Annotated in this window: 14 protein-coding genes; 1 reads left to right on the plus strand and 13 read right to left on the minus strand. The window is 62.1% G+C overall.

Annotated features, from left to right (window positions below; all coding sequences use genetic code 11):
- Nucleotides 1-426: 426 nt before the first annotated feature.
- The 7 genes from LF599_RS04705 to LF599_RS04735 all read right to left on the minus strand — a co-directional run bounded on the left by LF599_RS04705 (nt 427) and on the right by LF599_RS04735 (nt 9298).
- Nucleotides 427-3381, minus strand: coding sequence for a sensor histidine kinase (locus LF599_RS04705; RefSeq protein ID WP_279522477.1), 2955 nt, complete (start codon nt 3379-3381; stop codon nt 427-429).
- Nucleotides 3382-3481: 100 nt separating this feature from the next.
- Complete coding sequence (locus LF599_RS04710) at nt 3482-5146, minus strand: DEAD/DEAH box helicase (RefSeq protein WP_279522478.1); 1665 nt, start codon at nt 5144-5146, stop codon at nt 3482-3484.
- A 189-nt stretch (nt 5147-5335) separates the two neighbouring features.
- Entirely contained in the window at nt 5336-5554 is a 219-nt protein-coding gene (gene infA / locus LF599_RS04715) for a translation initiation factor IF-1 (protein ID WP_272700841.1), read from the minus strand.
- 92 nt (nt 5555-5646) lie between these two features.
- Nucleotides 5647-5910 carry an RNA recognition motif domain-containing protein gene (locus LF599_RS04720; RefSeq protein WP_272700840.1) on the minus strand — a complete coding sequence of 88 codons (264 nt, stop codon included), beginning with the start codon at nt 5908-5910 and terminating at the stop codon, nt 5647-5649.
- 237 nt (nt 5911-6147) lie between these two features.
- Nucleotides 6148-6447, minus strand: coding sequence for a hypothetical protein (locus LF599_RS04725; protein WP_279522479.1), 300 nt, complete (start codon nt 6445-6447; stop codon nt 6148-6150).
- A gap of 3 nt (nt 6448-6450) precedes the next feature.
- Complete coding sequence (locus tag LF599_RS04730) at nt 6451-7995, minus strand: sialidase family protein (RefSeq protein WP_279522480.1); 1545 nt, start codon at nt 7993-7995, stop codon at nt 6451-6453.
- Between the two features lie 13 nt (nt 7996-8008).
- Complete coding sequence (locus LF599_RS04735) at nt 8009-9298, minus strand: phenylacetate--CoA ligase family protein (RefSeq protein WP_279522481.1); 1290 nt, start codon at nt 9296-9298, stop codon at nt 8009-8011.
- Nucleotides 9299-9429: 131 nt separating this feature from the next.
- Between LF599_RS04735 and LF599_RS04740 the strand changes: the two genes are divergently transcribed.
- The gene (locus tag LF599_RS04740) at nt 9430-10212 is read left to right on the plus strand and encodes a prepilin peptidase (RefSeq protein ID WP_269941539.1); all 783 of its coding nucleotides are present in this window, start codon (nt 9430-9432) and stop codon (nt 10210-10212) included.
- A gap of 95 nt (nt 10213-10307) precedes the next feature.
- Here LF599_RS04740 and LF599_RS04745 read toward each other — a convergent pair whose 3' ends face one another.
- The 6 genes from LF599_RS04745 to LF599_RS04770 form a co-directional block, all read right to left on the minus strand.
- Nucleotides 10308-11114 carry a BON domain-containing protein gene (locus LF599_RS04745; protein WP_279522482.1) on the minus strand — a complete coding sequence of 269 codons (807 nt, stop codon included), beginning with the start codon at nt 11112-11114 and terminating at the stop codon, nt 10308-10310.
- Between the two features lie 224 nt (nt 11115-11338).
- Complete coding sequence (locus tag LF599_RS04750) at nt 11339-12916, minus strand: ArnT family glycosyltransferase (RefSeq protein ID WP_279522483.1); 1578 nt, start codon at nt 12914-12916, stop codon at nt 11339-11341.
- A 144-nt stretch (nt 12917-13060) separates the two neighbouring features.
- A complete protein-coding gene (locus LF599_RS04755; protein WP_279522484.1) occupies nt 13061-13654 on the minus strand; it encodes a class I SAM-dependent methyltransferase in 594 nt (197 codons plus the stop codon).
- Between the two features lie 170 nt (nt 13655-13824).
- Nucleotides 13825-14586, minus strand: coding sequence for a tryptophan synthase subunit alpha (gene trpA, locus LF599_RS04760; RefSeq protein ID WP_279522485.1), 762 nt, complete (start codon nt 14584-14586; stop codon nt 13825-13827).
- Nucleotides 14587-14745: 159 nt separating this feature from the next.
- The gene (gene trpB / locus LF599_RS04765) at nt 14746-15909 is read right to left on the minus strand and encodes a tryptophan synthase subunit beta (RefSeq protein ID WP_279522486.1); all 1164 of its coding nucleotides are present in this window, start codon (nt 15907-15909) and stop codon (nt 14746-14748) included.
- A 9-nt stretch (nt 15910-15918) separates the two neighbouring features.
- Nucleotides 15919-16545 (minus strand): phosphoribosylanthranilate isomerase, encoded by a 627-nt coding sequence (locus tag LF599_RS04770; RefSeq protein ID WP_279522487.1) that lies wholly within the window; start codon nt 16543-16545, stop codon nt 15919-15921.

The raw sequence follows: 16545 nt of genomic DNA on the forward strand, positions 1-16545 counted from the left end.
GTCCGACTCCGGAAGGGAACGGTTCGGTCTTGACGGGGGTGTTGGATACTGTCTGAAAAAAAGGACAAATCATAAACCCGATATTTCTGAGTTAGTTCGTTAAGTCAGCTAGTTACGGTGTTTATGGCGTGGGGTGCCCGTTCCTGCGCAGGGAAAGGATGATGGTCAGGCTTGAGAAAAAAATCCCAAGATACGGCGAAATCCGAAGAGTCCAAAAAAACGTACAGGCGTCCGTCTTGGCAGACCGGGGACAATCCGCCTTGTGCAATATTGAACAAGACGTAACCGATTTTTTTTGGAGACTGAGTGAAATGTCGTCTTTTCGGACGATCGGTCGGTTGACCGAGTCAACGTGGAGCCGGGGGCGTTGGAAGCCTGATTTCGGTTTTTTAGTATTCGGGCGTTTCGGCGGAAGCGGACCGGGGTTTAGTTGGCACTGAACCGGATGTCTTCGGAGACAGAGGGGAGGGAGAAGGAGAAGACGCTGCCGCTGCCCTCGATGGACTGTACGCCGATCGTGCCGCCGTAGTGCTCCACAATCTCCTTGCAGATGGCCAGGCCCAGGCCGGTGCCCTTTTCGCCGTTGCGGACCGTGTCGCCCAGCCGGGACTTGTGGAACTTTTCGAATATTTCGTCCAACTCGTCCGTCGGGATGCCTGGGCCGGTGTCGCTGACGGACACGGTCAGGGCAGCGTCGTTTTCCTCCAAGGCCACGGTGACGCGGCCTTTTCTGGTGAACTTGTAGGCATTGTTCAGGAGATTGATGAGCACTTGCTTGATCTTGTCCGGGTCGGCGTGGATGCGCCGGGAGGTCTCGGGCAGGTATGTGAACAGCTCCACGTCCTTGGACGCGTTGAAGCCGCCAGCGGCGGAGGCCACGGCTTCGCGGATCACCTCACTGGGGTTGAGCAGGGTGTCGTTCCAGCAGGCTTTGCCAGATTCGATGCGGTTGATGTCCAGAAAATCGTTTATCAGCCGGGTAAGGCGTTCGCCTTCGGTGTCGATGATTTCAAGGTTGTCTTGAATGCGCGCGGCCTTGGCGGCCAGCTTGTCGCTGTCGGCCTGGGGCAGGAAATGCCGGGAGAAGTCCTTGGCGCAGAGTTTGGCGAAACCGCGAATCGATGTCAGCGGGGTGCGCAGCTCGTGGGAAACCGACGAGACCATGGAGGACTTCACCTCGTCGAGGGTCATCAGCCGCCGGTTGGCCTCTTCGAGTTCCGCCTTGCGGGTTTCGATTTCGGTGGTGCGCTGCTCGACTTTGTCCTCAAGCTCCTCGTTGAGCCGGGTCAGGGCCTCCTCGATGGTCTTGCGCTCGATGGCGAGGGCCACCTGTTCGGACACGGCGGTCATGAAGGTCACGGCCTCCTCGGTGTACTGCCTGGGATTGGCGTAGTCCTGCACGACCATGGTTCCGACCACTTTGTCGCCCTGTCTGAGCGGCACGCCCAGCCATGTGGCGGGCGCAGTGCCGATGACCCCGATGGAGGCGAGCCGCGCTTCCATGTCCGGCTCGGACATGGACAGGAACAGGGGCACGCCGGTCCTGAAGACGTGGATGGCCAGGCTGCTCCGGGTCGGGTCGCTGATGTCGGGGATATCGAAGTAGTCGTCCATCTCATCCTGAAAATAAACGAAACGGAGCAGGTCCCGCTCTTCGTCGAGCATGGCGATGAAGAAATTTTTCGCCTCGATGACCTCGCCTATGATGGCGTGGATGGTCTGGTACAGGTCCTGCAAATTGCGGGTCGTGTTGACTGCGGCGGAGATGGCGTAGAGGGCGTGCGTGGTGCGTTCGTTGAGCTTGCGTGCCGTGATGTCCTGCAGAAAACCTTCGAGATAGGCGATCTCGCCGTCCGCACTGCGGACCAGCCGCGTGCTGCCGGCCAGCCAGATGGCGGCGCCGTCCTTGCGTCTGCAATGGTATTCGTGATTCAGCAGTTCGCCCCCGGCGCGCATCTCGTCCAGAAAGGTCTGGCGGTCCCGGGGGGTGATGAGGATGTCCGTGGCGATGTTGTCGACGTTGGCGATGAGCTCTTCGGGCGAGTCGTAGGCAAGCATGGAGGCGAGGGCCGGGTTGACGGTCAGGAATTTCCCTTCGGGCGTGGCCTGGAAGATGCCGCTGCTGGCGTGCTCGATCATCAGCCGGAAGCGTTCCTCGCTTTCGCGCAGGGCGTCCTCGGCCTGCTTGCGCTGTGTGATGTCCGAGTGCGTGCCGGATATCCTGTAGATATTGCCGTTCGCGTCCTTGGAACTGGCGCCGCGCCCGAGTATCCAGCGGACGGAGCCATCCTTGTGAATTTGGCGGAATTCCAACTGGAACTGTTCGGTCTTGCCTTCGGAGCATTCCTTGTTGGCCGCAATGACCATTTCGCGGTCATCGGGGTGCAGGCTGTTCAGCCAGGAGCTTACGTGATTGGGAAATTCCTCCTCGGTGTAGCCGAGAATCTCGCGATAGCGGGGGGAGTAGAAGACCTCGTCGCTGGACAGTTCCCAGTCCCAGAGGCCGTCGTTGGCGCCGCGCGCCATGAGCTGGTATCGCTCTTCGCTTTTGCGCAGGGCGCGAAGGGCCTCGTTGCGCACGGTGACGTCGATGAGGGAGCAGACCTGATCGTCCGTGCCGGGAATGTCGCGAATGAAGACATGGATGCGCCGGGGTTGGCCGCCACGCGTGAGGAAGGTGAACTCGTAGTCGCTGAGCGGGTGGTTGGGCATCACCTCGGTGCGAATTTCCCTGTGCCCGGTCATGCGTAGGATTTCCTCGGGGGGCATGAAGTCCATCCAGGTCATGCACCCTTCGATCTCCTCGCGGCGAAAGCCGGACATGATGCAGAATTGCGAGTTGCAGCTCTTGATGATCGAGCTTTTGCCCAAGAGGACCATGGCCGTGCCGGTGGTTTCAAACAGCGTGCGGTAGTGGCACTCGCTGGAACGCAGGGCGCTCTCCACCTGCCGGATTTCGGACATGTCGATGGCCACGCCGTGCAGGCCCACGATTTCCCCGTTTCGTTTCAAGGGCTGCGAGAATATCTTGATGGGCAGGGATGAGCCGTCCTTGCGCAGGGCCGGGTACTCCTCCAGTTCGAACTCGTCGCAGGCCAGGGCCCTGCGGAGGTTGTGGTAGATGCGTTTGACGGAGTCCGGATGGATGATGTCGGTGAGATTGAGCCCGGCCCGGATGTCTTCCGGCGTGTAACCGAAGACTTCAAGGGCGTATTCGTTGACGTGGCGGAAAGTGCCTGTGCGGTCGAGTTCGAAGATGAATAGCGGCAGTTCGTCGGCTATGGGGGTGCGGCCCCGGTTGCGCATGTCGTCGAGCCTGGCGCGGAGCTCATCGAGCTCCGCGATGAGCTCTGCCTTGGTCTTGCTTTCGTCGCCTTTCATCGATTCTCCTGAAGGTCTTTTTAACTACAGGGGAGCCGAAAAAGAAGCAATGATAAAACACAGCCTTGTCTGTTGAAATGAAACTCGGCCAGGGGAGAGGCTATCTCCCCTGGGCGGGTTTGCGGCGCGGTTTGAAGGGCCGCTTTCCGGCCGGTTTGGCGCCCGGCTTCGCGCCCTTTCCGCCGTAGTTTCTGCCGGGTTTGCGCTTTTGCGCGGCGCGGCTCACCAGGGGCGAGCCCTCGCGGCTGTTGACCCGGTCGATGACCATGTCGGCCTCGGCGGCCGGGACGGTGAAGGTGGTCCGTTCGCCCTGAACGCGGACGTGCTGGACGGACCACGATTTGATCTTGGCGGCGGAGGTGATGAAGTCGACAAATCGCTTGGGGTGCATCCCGTGTGCCCGGCCCAGCGCGCAGACCATGTCGACCCGGCCCTGGCCCATGGGGCCGACGGTCTTGATTTCGCGGTAGCCGGATTTCACCAGTTCCTCGCCAAAGGCGTGGCGCAGCAGGGCGGCCACCACCATTTCGGCGGGCTTGTCGTTGAGCAGGTCCCCGGCCATGGCCAGATAGTCGTCGTGTCCTTCCTTTTCGAAGATGGCGTTCAGTTCGGCGGCCACCTTGCGCTTTTTGGAATGGATTACGTCCTCGATGCGCGGCAGGGGCTCCTTGTCGATATTGATGCCGGAGCTTCTGGCGATGAACATGAGCTTTCGGAATTCGCTCGGAGCTATCAGGCTGATGGCCACGCCCTTTTTACCGGCCCGACCCGTGCGTCCTGTGCGGTGAACAAAGGTCTGCGGGTCCTGGGGCAGGGCGAAGTTGACCACGTGGGTCAGGTCGGGCACGTCAATGCCGCGCGCGGCCACGTCCGTGGCCACCAGGATGGTCGCCTTGCGGGCACGGAAGCCGTTCAGGATCTGCTCGCGCCGGTTCTGGTTCAGGTCGCCGTGGATGGGCTCGGCCGGGTAGCCGCGGAGCGTGAGGCGTTCGGCTACCTTGTCGGCGTCGGCGCGGGTGCGCACGAAGACCAGGCCATAGAAGTCCGGACGGGCGTCGATGACCCTGCACAGGGCTTCGAATCGGTCCGAATTGGCCATTTCGTGAAAGACCTGGCGCGTCAGGGGAACGTCGGCGGTCTCGGGCTCGGCGGACAGAACCTCGAAGTCGTGCATGAATTCGGAGGCGATGGCCATGACCTGGCGGTCCATGGTAGCCGAGAACATGAGGGTGCGCCGGTCTTCGTTGGCGGAGGCCAGGATGGACCGGACGTCGTCCACAAAGCCCATGTTGCACATCTCGTCGGCCTCATCGAGGATGAAATAGGACAGGTGGTCGATGCGCAGGGAACCGCGCTCAAGGTGGTCCATGATTCGGCCCGGCGTGCCCACGACCACATCGGCTCCGTGCCGGAGCGCCTTGAGCTGAAGATGGATGGCCTGGCCGCCGTAGACGGGCAGCACGCGGATGCGTTTGCCTCCCTTGAGGGAGTCGATCTCTTCGGCCACCTGGATGGCCAGCTCGCGGGTCGGGGTCAGGATGAGCGACTGGACGCGGCGTTCTCCTTCCACGGCCGCTTCGAGAACGGGCAGGCCGAAAGCCGCGGTTTTGCCCGTGCCGGTCCGGGCGCGGCCGACGATGTCCCGGGAGCCGGAAAGCAGCCTCGGGATGGTCAGGGCCTGGATGGGAGTGGGGGCGGTGAACCCCTTGGACTTCAGGGCGGTCAAAATCGTATCGGACAGCCCGAGTTCCTGAAAATTGGTCATGATTAGCCTTTGTTAAAAAATGTTCGATGAGGCTCGTCCGAACGCCGCGACGCGACAGCGGCACGGCCGGGCCTGCGCTTGTGGGAGGTCTCGGAAGGGAGGAGGAGAAGGGGAGCCCGGGGGAAGGGGAAAGGGAGAAGAGCCTTGGGGGTTCCCCGCTTCCCTTTCCCCCGGCCGTCGGCTTGACGGTTACCTGGGACGGAAGGTGATTCTGCCCCGAGTGAGATCGTAGGGGGAAAGTTCCACGGTAACGGTGTCGCCGGGCATGACGCGGATGCGGAACTTACGCATTTTCCCGGAGATGTGGGCGAGCACGGTGTGACCGTTTTCAAGTTCAACGCGGAACATTGCGTTGGGCAGGGCTTCCTCGACGACGCCCTGGACGACGATTCCTTCTTCTTTCGACATATACTGCTTTACCTCTTGTTGGGGGAGACTGGAAAAGCCCGCCCCGGGTAGGGGCGGGCTGGGGTATGTCTTTTAAACGACGGGCGGCCGCGCTACCAGCGCGGGCGCTCGGGACGGGGACGGGCTTCGTTGACTTTGAGGTTGCGGCCTCCGAAATCGGAGCCGTCCAGGCTCTCGATGGCGGCGAGGGCGCCCTGGTCTTCCATTTCCACGAAGCCGAAGCCGCGGGGGCGGCCGGTCTCGCGATCGTTGATCAATTTGACGGAAATGACCTCTCCAAAGGTCTCGAACGCAGCGCGTACATCCTCTTCCGTGGCGCTCCAGGGCAGGTTGCCCACATAGATATTCTTAGCCATGAGTACCAAACTCCGAAAAAAAATTGAAAAAAAAGGCGATTTACGCCCGGTGAAACTAGATCAAGGAAACGTAAAGCGCGCAAGCTTTCCAGAACCTGAAGCCATTCCACCCTTGTCGGTGCGGACCGGCCGAAACCGGCTGTATCCCCGTGGATACCACCGACCACTGTAGTAGAGGGCCTTACGTGGGAGAAGGGGGATACGTCAAGAAAAAAATAATTTAAGAAGGCATATATCTTAGATAATAGCTCCCATATCCGAGAAAATCCTGTCCGGGTCGTACAGGTCGGGTCTTTTCGCCGCCAAGACTTCCATGGTCTTGAAGTATTCGTCCCAGCCGGACACCTCGGCGACCTTTTTTTTGTCCACGAAAATCTTGAAGATGGTGCCTTTGGGGCATTTGGTCATGTTGATTTCCAGAACACCCTCGCCGGTCATTTCCGTCCAGAAGGCGGACCAGGAAGAGCGGTCGCCCTCGGTTTTTTTGTATTTCTCGAAATAGGCCTCGAAAATCCGTTCAATTTCGGTGCGTTCCATGTGTCACCTTCTTTTGAAGTCTTCAAGGGAAAACCGGGTTCCGGCCACGTGTGCGGTTTTGAGCGGCTCGTAGCCGGGCTCGTCGGCTCCTCCGTGGTGGTATGCGCAGAAGAAATCGCCGTCCGCCATGCGCGTCCACCCGGAATAGCCGAAATCCGGCGCCGCCGCGTGCCGGTCGTTGCGCAGTTCCAGTATGCGGTCACGCGCCCAGGCGTCCGGCAATCCGTCCGCAGCGGTCCAGTTCCAAGCATACACGCGGTCATACGCGGGTTCAAGGATGTTCAGGGAAATTTGCTTCCACGTGCAGTCCGCCGCGTTGTCCTCGAAGGGATAGGGCGCGCCGAACATGACGGGCCGGGTTTCGGCGTGGTCGGGGGCAACCTCGATTTCGGCCCGGCGTTCGCCGTCGACCCAGACCGAGACTTTTCCGTTCGCGTATTCGAAGCGAAGCCTGTTGAATCGTCCGCGATTCAGAGGCACGGCGGTTTCCGGGGCCGCGTCCGGGATCATGCGTTCGGGCGTGATGCGCCACCAGCAGCCCGCGCGGACGCCGCAGCCGTTGGGCCCGGCCATGTCCACTCTGACTTCTGCCTCCAGGGTCATGGTCGCCGTGCGCGGGTCGGTCATGGGGCGCAGGGCGTAGCGGACCACGGAGTCGCCGCCCTCGGCGTTGCGTACGCGCATTCCCTTTTCGGTGAACGACGGATTGGCCGGATCGACGGCGCGCCCGTGGACCCGGAATCCCGAGGCAAGCTCTTCCGGCGTGCCGACCCAGGCGCAGGTTCCCCAGTCCGGGCCGGTGTTGCGGTAGGTGACGAGCAGCCGCCCGTCGTCGAGGGGGCCCATGGTCGGCCGGTGGCCGATGAGAGCTGTGGGCGCGAGAGGCGACCAGGTCCGCCCGTCGTCGTCGCTATGCGTCAGGTACATGGGTTCGAACACGAAGCTGTTTTCGCGCAACAGGGCCAGGATGCGGCCCGAGGGGAGTCGGGTCATGGACGCTTCGCACAGGACCAGGTTGCGCTCTGCGGCCAGCACCGACAGTTGCGACCAGTTGCGGCCCTGGTCCGTTGAGCGGAGCACCATCTGTTCGGTCGGGGGCTGCCTGATGGCGGCGAGTTCCTCGCCGCCAACATGCCGGTGCCCGGCGGTCAGCCAGCTTCCGTCGCTGGAGACCAGAAGCCGGTCGTGCATGTCGTGAGTCAGCCCCTTGGCTTCGAAGCCGCGCCAGGTGCGGCCGTTGTCGCGGCTTTTGAAAAAGAACCGCGAGCTGTCGGAAATGATGAGGGTGCCGTCCGGGAAGCGTTTTATACGTGGGCTGTGGCTGCGCGGAGAGTCCGGGTAGACCGGCTCGGACCATGTCCGCCCGTTGTCGCGGCTGGTTTTCACCACAAGGACGCGGCGGGTGGGTCGCACGTGCCGGTCGGCCTCGTTGTAGGCGACCACGAGGGTGCCGTCCGCGGCGCGGATCACATCCGGAAAGGCGAGGTAGCAGCCGTCCCTGCGGTCAATGACCACATGGCGGTCGGCTTGGTCCGAGAGGCTCGGCACGGGGAACCTCCGGCTACTCCCGTCCGCGCGAGTCTTCCACTCTCCTGGTTTTGGAGAAGCTGCGCGGCAGCTCGCCGGGGCCGAGGATGGTCACTTCGCCCCGCACCAGGATGTTCTTGCGGATTTCCTCGGCCAGGGCCTTGGCCAGGTCGTCGTCGCACCCGGAGGTCGCGCCGGGCGCGCGCTCCACGTGCACGGACATGTGGTCCAGGCCGTCCTTGCGGGTGAGGAATATCTTGTATTCGGCGGACAGTTCCTTGAAATGTTCGAGCACGGAACCGATCTGGCCGGGGTAGATGTTCACGCCCCGGAAGATGAACATGTCGTCGGACCGGCCCAGGATCTTGTCCAGGCGCGGCATGTTCACGCCGCAGGCGCATTGGCCCGGGATGAATCGCGTCAGGTCGTGGGTGCGGTAGCGGATGAGCGGGGACGCCTCCTTGCGCAGGGAGGTGACGACCTTTTCGCCCACTTCGCCCGGTGCCACGGGCTGGAGCGTCTCGGGGTCGATGATCTCGGTGATGAACATGTCCGCCCAGTAGTGGATGCCGTCGTGGGCCTCGCATTCCAGGCCGGTGCCGGGACCGTACAGCTCGGTCATGCCGATGATGTCGAAGCTGTCCTCCAGTCCCAGGGCTTCCTCGAACTGGCGGCGCATCTTGGGGGTGTGCGCTTCGGACCCGAAGATCGCCTTCTTGAGATTTATCTTGTCGGCCAGTCCCTGCTTCTGGACTTCCTCGCCCATGAGCAGGGCCATGGAGGCCGTGGAACACATGCAGGTGGGCTTGAGGTCGGTGAGCATCTGGAGCTGGATTTCCAAAAGCCCCGGCCCGACGGGCAGGGCCATGGCCCCGAACCGCTCGCAGCCGAGCTGGAAGCCCACGCCCGCAGTCCACAGGCCGTAACCGACGCATATCTGGACCCGGTCCTCGCGGGTCAGTCCGGCCAGTTCGTAGCAGCGGGCGAACATGTCCTTCCAGACGTCTATGTCGTTCTGCGTGTAGGCCAGGATCTTGCGCTTGCCGGTGGTTCCGCTGGACCCGTGAATGCGGACGACGTCCCGCTCGGGCACGGACAGCAGCGGCAGGGGATAGCCGTCCTTGAGGTCTTCGGCCGTGGTGAAGGGAAGCTTGCCGAGATCGTCCAGAGAGGCGATGTCGCCGGGCTCCACCCCAGTTTCCTTCAGGCGGGCCTGATAAAATGGGGAATTGGCGTAGGTATGGCCCACGGTCCATTTGAGGCCTTCAAGCTGAATGTCGGCGATCTGGTCCTCGGTCAAATTCGGTATGAAACGATGGTCCATCTGGAGCTCCCTTGATGCGTGTGAGGCGGCGCGTCTCTTGTGCCGGAAGGGGAAATCCGGTAGCGTCCGAAATATTGCGCCAGCGGTATTCATGCAGCAAAAGCCGCGAATCTTCAAGCCCCAAGGAGTCTATGGACATCATCCCCATCTGGGCATTTTACCTCGCCGCCGCCGTGGCCGGTCTCGAACTCGGCGGTTTGTCCACCATTTTCATCCAGCGTTGGATCGACGAGGAGCCCATCTGCCGTCCCGGCGGGTCCAAGTGTCCCAACTGCGACTCGCGGCTCGGCTGGCGCGACACCATTCCGCTGGTCAGCTTTCTGCTCCTGAAGGGGCGGTGCCGTCATTGCGGGTCGCCTATCGGGCCGCAGTATCTGCTGGTGGAATTGTCCTGCATGGCCTGGGCCCTGGCCTCGGCCCACACCTTCGGGCCGTCGCCGGAATGGGGCGTGTATCTGGTGCTCGGCGTCATGCTTATCGCGGGCAGCTTCATCGATTTCGAAACCTTCCTGCTGCCCGACCGCATCACATTGGGCGGGACGGCCGCCGCGCTGGCGGCTTCCTTCATGCTTGAGGAAGGTCCCGGCTGGCAGGACGCGCTGCTCGGCGCGGCCGTGGGCGCGGGATTGTTCTGGGTCGTGCAACAGCTCTACCGCCTGTGGCGCAAGCGGGAGGGGCTGGGCACCGGCGACGTCAAGCTCATGGCCATGATCGGGGCCATGACCGGACTGGGCGGGTTGCCTCTGACTATTTTGGTGGGCAGCCTGACCGGCGCGGCCGGTTCCGTCTTTTACATGCTCCGCCCGGGCAAGGGCGGAATCCGTGGCCGTGTTCCCTACGGTCCCTTCCTGAGCCTCGGCTGTCTTCTCTACCTGCTCTACGGCCCGCAGATCATGCGCTGGCTGGATTTCTAGGCCATACGGCGCTCCCATGGACAACGGGAAAACCGCCCGGATGGCGCGGACGGTTTTTCGCAATGAGCCTTGGTTCTCGATTGGAGGGAGGAGAACTACCTTCCCCTGTCGGGGTTGGAAACGGCCAGCGTCGGGTGAACCTGCGACTTCGGCTTCTTTTCCACCTTGGGCCGGGTTTTGACGCTTTTGGGCTTGGTTTCGGGCGGCGGCGGGATTTCCTTGGGCGGCTCTGGCGCAGGGGCGAGTTGGGCGGTCATGATCTTCGGTTCGGCGGCGTTTTCCTGATGATAGAGAAATGAAACCACCCTGTGCACCCCGTCCATGCCCATGGCGTGGGCCACGATGCGTTCCCGTTCCTCCCTGTTCTGGATGGCGCCCAGAAGGATGATGTCGCCCTGGACGATCTCCACCTCGATGGGCGTGCTGGTCACCTCGAAGTCGGCCATGAGCTGCGTCCGCAGTTCGGTGTATCGGGCCTGGTCGTGGAAGAAGGAGGCCTTGGCGTCCTCGTCGCGCAGGTACAGCCGGCTGATGACCGCGCGCTTGCCGTCGACCTTGTCCACGCATTGATAGATTTTCCGCAATTGTTCCGGGGAGTCGTATTCTCCCACCAGGTAGAGCTTGCCGAAATAGCAGTAGGGAGTGATCTGCGTAGGTTCGATGCCCTTGGCCCTGTAAAGCTCGGCCTGGGCGTGCCCGGCCACGATGGCGTCCAACATCTGTTGTTCGGTGGTCCGTTCATCCATGGCTGTTTCGTACATCGATTGTCCTCCTCCGATGAGCGAGGAGACGTAGGCGGGCGCGCCGGGAATGAGCCCGATGCCCATGGGCACCATGGCGCACCCTGGCAAAAGGAAGATGAATGAGGCCGCGATCAGCAGTTTGCATCCGAATTTCAGCACCGTCCCCCCCAGGAAAAGTAAAGTGTTCAGGCCCCACCCCTGCGAGGAGAAAAGCAAAAAGCCTGCCAGTATCTTCTGAAACGGCAAGCGATCTTTGCAGCTCATGGAGGGCAAAGCTTTTACAATGCCGGGGATTTTGGAAAAAGAAAACCGCCGATCTAAAAAACGTGGATTCTGTGCGGAGATATGGACAGTCGCGTCTAGAAAAAGTGGATTCTGTGCGGCTAGAATTTGCCTTCGTGACGGGGCCAGTAGCCGGTGAATCCCTTGCAGACGATGATGGTGAACTTGCGGCCCTCCATGCCATTGAAGGAGGAGCGGTAGTGGATGGGGTCGGACACGTGTTCGAACATCTTTTTCAGGCCGCGTACCTTGGCGTTGGTGAAGCGCTTGCGGATCATGACCGCGTCCCAGCCAACCTTGCCTTCGGCCGGAGAAGGCCACAGGTCGTACTGGTTCATGCGCCGTTTTTCGGTCCAGGTGCAGTAGGTGATGGGCTGTCCTTCGAGATAGAAGGCCAGCTCCGAGGTGAACCCGTAGTTGTCGGACATGGCGAAGACCGTGGACGGGTCGTCGAATTCCGTGCGGATGATCTCGTCCACCTTGCGTCCCAGGTCGGCCCACCCCTTGAGACGGAGAGTGGGGTTCACGGCGTCAGGGATCGGGAGGAGCGGCGAGATGAATATGGCTACGGTCAGGACGACGGCGGAGCCCGTCAGGATGGCGCGTCCCCGTGTCCTGCGGCCGGGCGCGTCCCACCACGCCTTGAGGGCCATGCCCGCCAGGATGGCTCCCGCCGAGAAGGTCACGGCGGTCCAGTTGGCTTCCACCTTGGAGAAGAGCGCCTTGAGGGTGATGCCCGCCCACAGGGGCCAGAAGAAAAGCACGGTCATCAGGTCCCGCCGGTAGTCCGCGTCGAAACGCCCCACCGGGCCGACCCATGCCTTGCGCATCGCGCCGACCGAGGCCACGGCGAGGAACCAGGCCCACCACGGGGCCAGCAGGCCGATCTGCGCGCCGAGCATTTCGAAGAACGGCCCGATGCGGTCGGGCAGCCAGTCGCTGCCGCCCACGCCGGAGGTCAGCTTGGCGACATGCTTGTAGGCGACCCAGTCGTTGCTCATGTTCCAGATGATAATGGGCGCGAGTCCGATGGTGGAACCGGCGATCGCGGCAACGGCGAAGCGCGTCCAGAACCGCTCCGGCATCTGTCCCCGGCATTGCAGGATCAGGGCGTGGATCAGGGCCAGGGCGAGGAAGGTGAGCATCATGTACTTGGCGAGGATGCCCACGGCCATGCACACGGCGAGGATGACGAAGGGAATGTTGGAGACCGGCAGGTCGGGTTCGTTGCGCGTGGCCGCCGCAAGGGCGAAGAAGGCCACGGTCCAGCAGAAGATGAGCGGGCAGTCCGTGGTGGCCAGGATGCCCAGCGCGTTGAGCATGGGCATGGTCGCCGCCGCGAACAGCACGAAAATGGCGAGCCTGTATTCCCGCCACACCCTGGACACGCCGATGTAGAGCGCGGCCTGGATGCCGGCCATGCCCAGGATGGACCCGAAGCGCACGCCGAGTTCGGTGTTTCCGAAAACCTTGGTCCACAGGGTGATGACCCAGGCGATGAGCGGCCCCTTGGAATAATAGGATAATTGCGGCCGCCGAATCCAATCCCAGTACTGGGCCTCGTCCTGTACCAGGTTCAGTTGGCCCGAGGCCACGAACCAGTAACGCACCGCAAAGGATGCCAAAATGATGAAAAAGGCGAGGACATCAAGCCTGGGAGTATAGGTATCGCGGGGCATGGTCATAACCGGCACCCAATATATTATTCGGTGAAGAGAGGCAAGAAAGAAGGGCGCGGCATCCCGATTGCCGCGTTGTGAAATCAGTTGCGGGAGTCGTCTCCGACGGATTTGCCGGGCAATTCCGTCGCGGGCGGGCGGTGTTTATTCGGCCTCGAAGCGGATCAGGTTCGCGTGGCCTGTGTCGAGGGTGGAGGCGTGGCTGAAGCCGTGGGGTTCGACCAGGGCGCGGACGTCCTCCTCGGAGAGGCGGGAGTGGAGCGGCGGCCCGAAATTGGCCTCGACCTTTTTGCATTCGAGCACGGCCAAAGTGGAGCCGGGACGCAGAAGGCGGTGAAATTCACGGAACATTTCCGCCGCGCGGTCACGAACCTTCTTGATGTGCAGGACGGTGGACAGGAAGATCACGTCCACGGAGTGCGGTTCGATGGGCAGAGGGGCGGTGATGTCGGCGGCAAATGCGGTGATGGGGGCCTCGCCGGGACGGGCGGGCAGCTTGTTGAGGGCGTCCGTCGAGATGCGGATGTTGTCCACGGCGATGATCGCGCCAGTCTCGCCGAGCAGCGGCGCGGCGTACAGGGAATATTCCCCGGCCCCGCACCCGGCGTCCAGGAAGACCTGGCCGGGCTTCAGGTCCAGATGCGCAAAGACGGCGGCAGGCTCCTGCAACCAGAAACTTGTCGGCCCATACCCCTTGCGGGGAGCTTCGTTTTCTTGCGGAATTTTCGTGTTACTCATTTTAATATAGTAAAACTGTTCAGCAAGCCCGTCAAAGAAATGAGTTTCCGTCCGCCGAAGGCGCATCAAAAAGTTTGGGAAAAGAGAGGGATGGGGGTCCGGGGGAAGGGAGAGAAACAACCCTTTTCAAAGGGTTTTTCTCTCCCTTCCCCCGGCCGCCGGAGGCTGCCCTACTTCCACGGCTCCATGAAGGAGTCGCTGGAGCGGCCGGATTCGATGTGCGAGATGAGGGCGGAGCCGAATATGGCGGCGTCCATGAGTCCCTCGAACTGTTCGAGTTGATCGGGATGCTTGATGCCGAAGCCCAGGGCTATGGGGATGTCGAAGACTTCCCGCGCCTCGGCGAGTTTTTCCTTGATGCGTGCGGGCAGGGCGTCGCGCTGTCCGGTGGTGCCGAGCACGGAGACGAAGTAACAAAATCCCGCTGCGCCCTCGGCGTAGAGCGCCATGCGTTCCTTGGAGGTGTTCAGGCCGATCAGGGGAACGAGGGCGACGCCGTGCGGTTCGACGGCATCCTTGACGAATTGGGATTCCTCGTGGGGCATGTCCGCGACGATCAGGCCGGAAACTCCGGCCGCTTCGCAGTCCTTGCCGAATTTATCCAGACCGTATTGATAGATGGGGTTGAGATAGCCCATGAGCAGCAGGGCAGCCTTGAATTGCCCCTTGCGCTTTCGCAGCTCGGTGAGAATCCAGGCCAGGTTGACGCCGTCCGCGAGACATTGGAGGGACGCCTTTTCCACGACCGGACCGTCGGCCACCGGGTCGGAAAAGGGCATACCGATCTCGATGACGGACGCGCCAGCCGCGTCCAGTTCTTCAAGTTCTTTCCAGAATTGCTCGCGGTCCGGGAACCCTGCGGGCAGGAACGGAATGAGCCCAACCTTCCCCCTGGCCTTGGCCTCTTCGATTTTTATCTGCATTGCATTCATATTGTACACCTTGTCTGCGCGCCCGCCTTGCGCGGAGCGCACCCATAAAGTTTTGGAGCTTCCCAAGAACCTTTTTCTAAAGGTTCTTGGGCCGTCGAAGACGCCTCACCGGCGAGGTCCCGTCGTAGACACGCCCCGGCGGCATCCTGCCGGAGGCCCTCACAGGATCTCATCGAGTATCCCCAAATCCTTGTCGCCCCGCCCGGAGAGGCAGACGAGCACCGATTGGCCCTGGAGCTTGTCCCTGTTCTCTATGGCGTAGGCCACGGCGTGGGAGGATTCCAGGGCCGGGATGATGCCTTCGCGCCGGGACAGGACCTTGAAGGCGTTGATGGCCTGGGTGTCGTTGATGGTCGTGTAGTCGACCCGGCCGATGGCATCGAGGTGGGCGTGCTCCGGGCCGACGCCGGGATAGTCCAGGCCTGCCGCGACGGAGTGGGAGGGCTCGATCTGGCCTTCCGGGGTCTGCAACAGCTTGGTCTTCATGCCGTGCAGCACACCTTCGGTGCCGTGGTCGATGGGCGCGGAGCTGTAGCAGCCCGGCTCGCCGGTGCCTGCGGCTTCCACGCCGACCAGCTTCACGGATTCGTCGGGGACGAAGTTGTGAAACATGCCGATGGCGTTGGAGCCGCCGCCCACGCAGGCCACGACCACATCGGGCAGTTTGCCCTGGTTGCGGGTCATGAACTGCTCGCGCGCTTCCTTGGAGATGATCTGCTGGAATTCGCGGACCAGGGTGGGGAAGGGATGCGGCCCGGCGGCGGTGCCGAAGCAGTAGTGGGTGGTCTCCTGGTCGGAGAGCCAGCGTCTGAGGGCCTCGTTGATGGCGTCCTTGAGGGTCTTGGTGCCCGACTCGACGGCGATGATTTCCGCTCCCATGAGACGCATTCTGTTGACGTTCGGGGCCTGGCGGACCACGTCGGTGGCGCCCATGTAGATGACCGCCTTCATGTCGAGCATGGCGGCGGCTACGGTGGTGGCCACCCCGTGCATTCCCGCGCCGGTCTCGGCCAGGAGCACCTTTTTGCCCATCATTTTGGCCAGGAGCCCCTGGCCAAGGGTGTTGTTGATCTTGTGCGCGCCCGAGTGGTTGAGGTCCTCGCGCTTGAGCCAGAGGTCGAGGCCGAGGTCCCTGGAGAGGTTCGGGCAGTAGGTGATGGCCGAGGGACGGCCGACGTTTTCCTTGAGCATGGCCGCGAAGCGGCTCTGAAACGCCTCGCTCGGGAGGATGGTTTCCATGGCCTCTTCGAGCTCTATGAGCGGCGGCATGAGCAGTTCGGGGATGAACTGCCCGCCGAAGTCGCCGAAGTATCCTTTTTTCATGATGAATCCTTATTCCAATTCCGCGAGAATCCGGAAGACTTCCCGCAGTTTGGTTTCGTCCTTGATGCCCGGCGCGCTTTCCACGCCGGAATTGAAGTCCAGGCCAGGAGGATCCGCAGCCAGGGCAGCCTTGAGGTTGCCCGGCCCGAGTCCGCCAGCGAGGAACCAAGGTGTATGTATTTCAACGTGTTGCAGATTAGCGAGATTAATGGACTTGCCGGTTCCGCCCTGGCCTTTCGCGCCTGCGTCCAGAAGGAAGTGGCCGCAGACCTCACTATAGGCTTCCAGGTCGTGCGCCAGCGCATGGGGCGAGGGATAGGCGTCGGGCCAGAAGGCCCGGATGACCCGGTCGGGGCCGATCTTCCAGCAGAAGATCGTGTCCTGGCCGCCGTGCAGCTGGGCCGCGTGCAGCCCGCATCGGTCCATGGTTTCGAGGATTTCGTCGACGGTCTGGTCGACGAACACGCCAACCTTGGAGACCTTGCCGGTCTTGACCGAGGCCACGAAATCCGGATCGGCGTTGCGCGGGCTTTTCTCGTGGAAGATGAAGCCGAGCAGGTCAACGCCCAGTTCGACGCAGAGTTCCACGTCTTCCATGCGGGTCATGCCGCAGACCTTGACCAGGGGGCGTGTCAT

Origin of the sequence: Pseudodesulfovibrio thermohalotolerans (assembly GCF_021353295.2) — a bacterium.
In the GTDB taxonomy this organism is placed as follows: Bacteria; Desulfobacterota; Desulfovibrionia; order Desulfovibrionales; family Desulfovibrionaceae; genus Pseudodesulfovibrio; species Pseudodesulfovibrio thermohalotolerans.

Excerpts from the sequence above, each read along its gene's own strand:
- LF599_RS04705 (WP_279522477.1), bottom strand. The coding sequence starts at position 3,381 with ATGAAAGGCGACGAAAGCAAGACCAAGGCAGAGCTCATCGCGGAGCTC.
- LF599_RS04710 (WP_279522478.1), bottom strand. The coding sequence starts at position 5,146 with ATGACCAATTTTCAGGAACTCGGGCTGTCCGATACGATTTTGACCGCC.
- infA (WP_272700841.1), bottom strand. The coding sequence starts at position 5,554 with ATGTCGAAAGAAGAAGGAATCGTCGTCCAGGGCGTCGTCGAGGAAGCC.
- LF599_RS04720 (WP_272700840.1), bottom strand. The coding sequence starts at position 5,910 with ATGGCTAAGAATATCTATGTGGGCAACCTGCCCTGGAGCGCCACGGAA.
- LF599_RS04725 (WP_279522479.1), bottom strand. The coding sequence starts at position 6,447 with ATGGAACGCACCGAAATTGAACGGATTTTCGAGGCCTATTTCGAGAAA.
- LF599_RS04735 (WP_279522481.1), bottom strand. The coding sequence starts at position 9,298 with ATGGACCATCGTTTCATACCGAATTTGACCGAGGACCAGATCGCCGAC.
- LF599_RS04740 (WP_269941539.1), top strand. The coding sequence starts at position 9,430 with ATGGACATCATCCCCATCTGGGCATTTTACCTCGCCGCCGCCGTGGCC.
- LF599_RS04750 (WP_279522483.1), bottom strand. The coding sequence starts at position 12,916 with ATGCCCCGCGATACCTATACTCCCAGGCTTGATGTCCTCGCCTTTTTC.
- LF599_RS04755 (WP_279522484.1), bottom strand. The coding sequence starts at position 13,654 with ATGAGTAACACGAAAATTCCGCAAGAAAACGAAGCTCCCCGCAAGGGG.
- trpA (WP_279522485.1), bottom strand. The coding sequence starts at position 14,586 with ATGAATGCAATGCAGATAAAAATCGAAGAGGCCAAGGCCAGGGGGAAG.
- trpB (WP_279522486.1), bottom strand. The coding sequence starts at position 15,909 with ATGAAAAAAGGATACTTCGGCGACTTCGGCGGGCAGTTCATCCCCGAA.
- LF599_RS04770 (WP_279522487.1), bottom strand. The coding sequence starts at position 16,545 with ATGACACGCCCCCTGGTCAAGGTCTGCGGCATGACCCGCATGGAAGAC.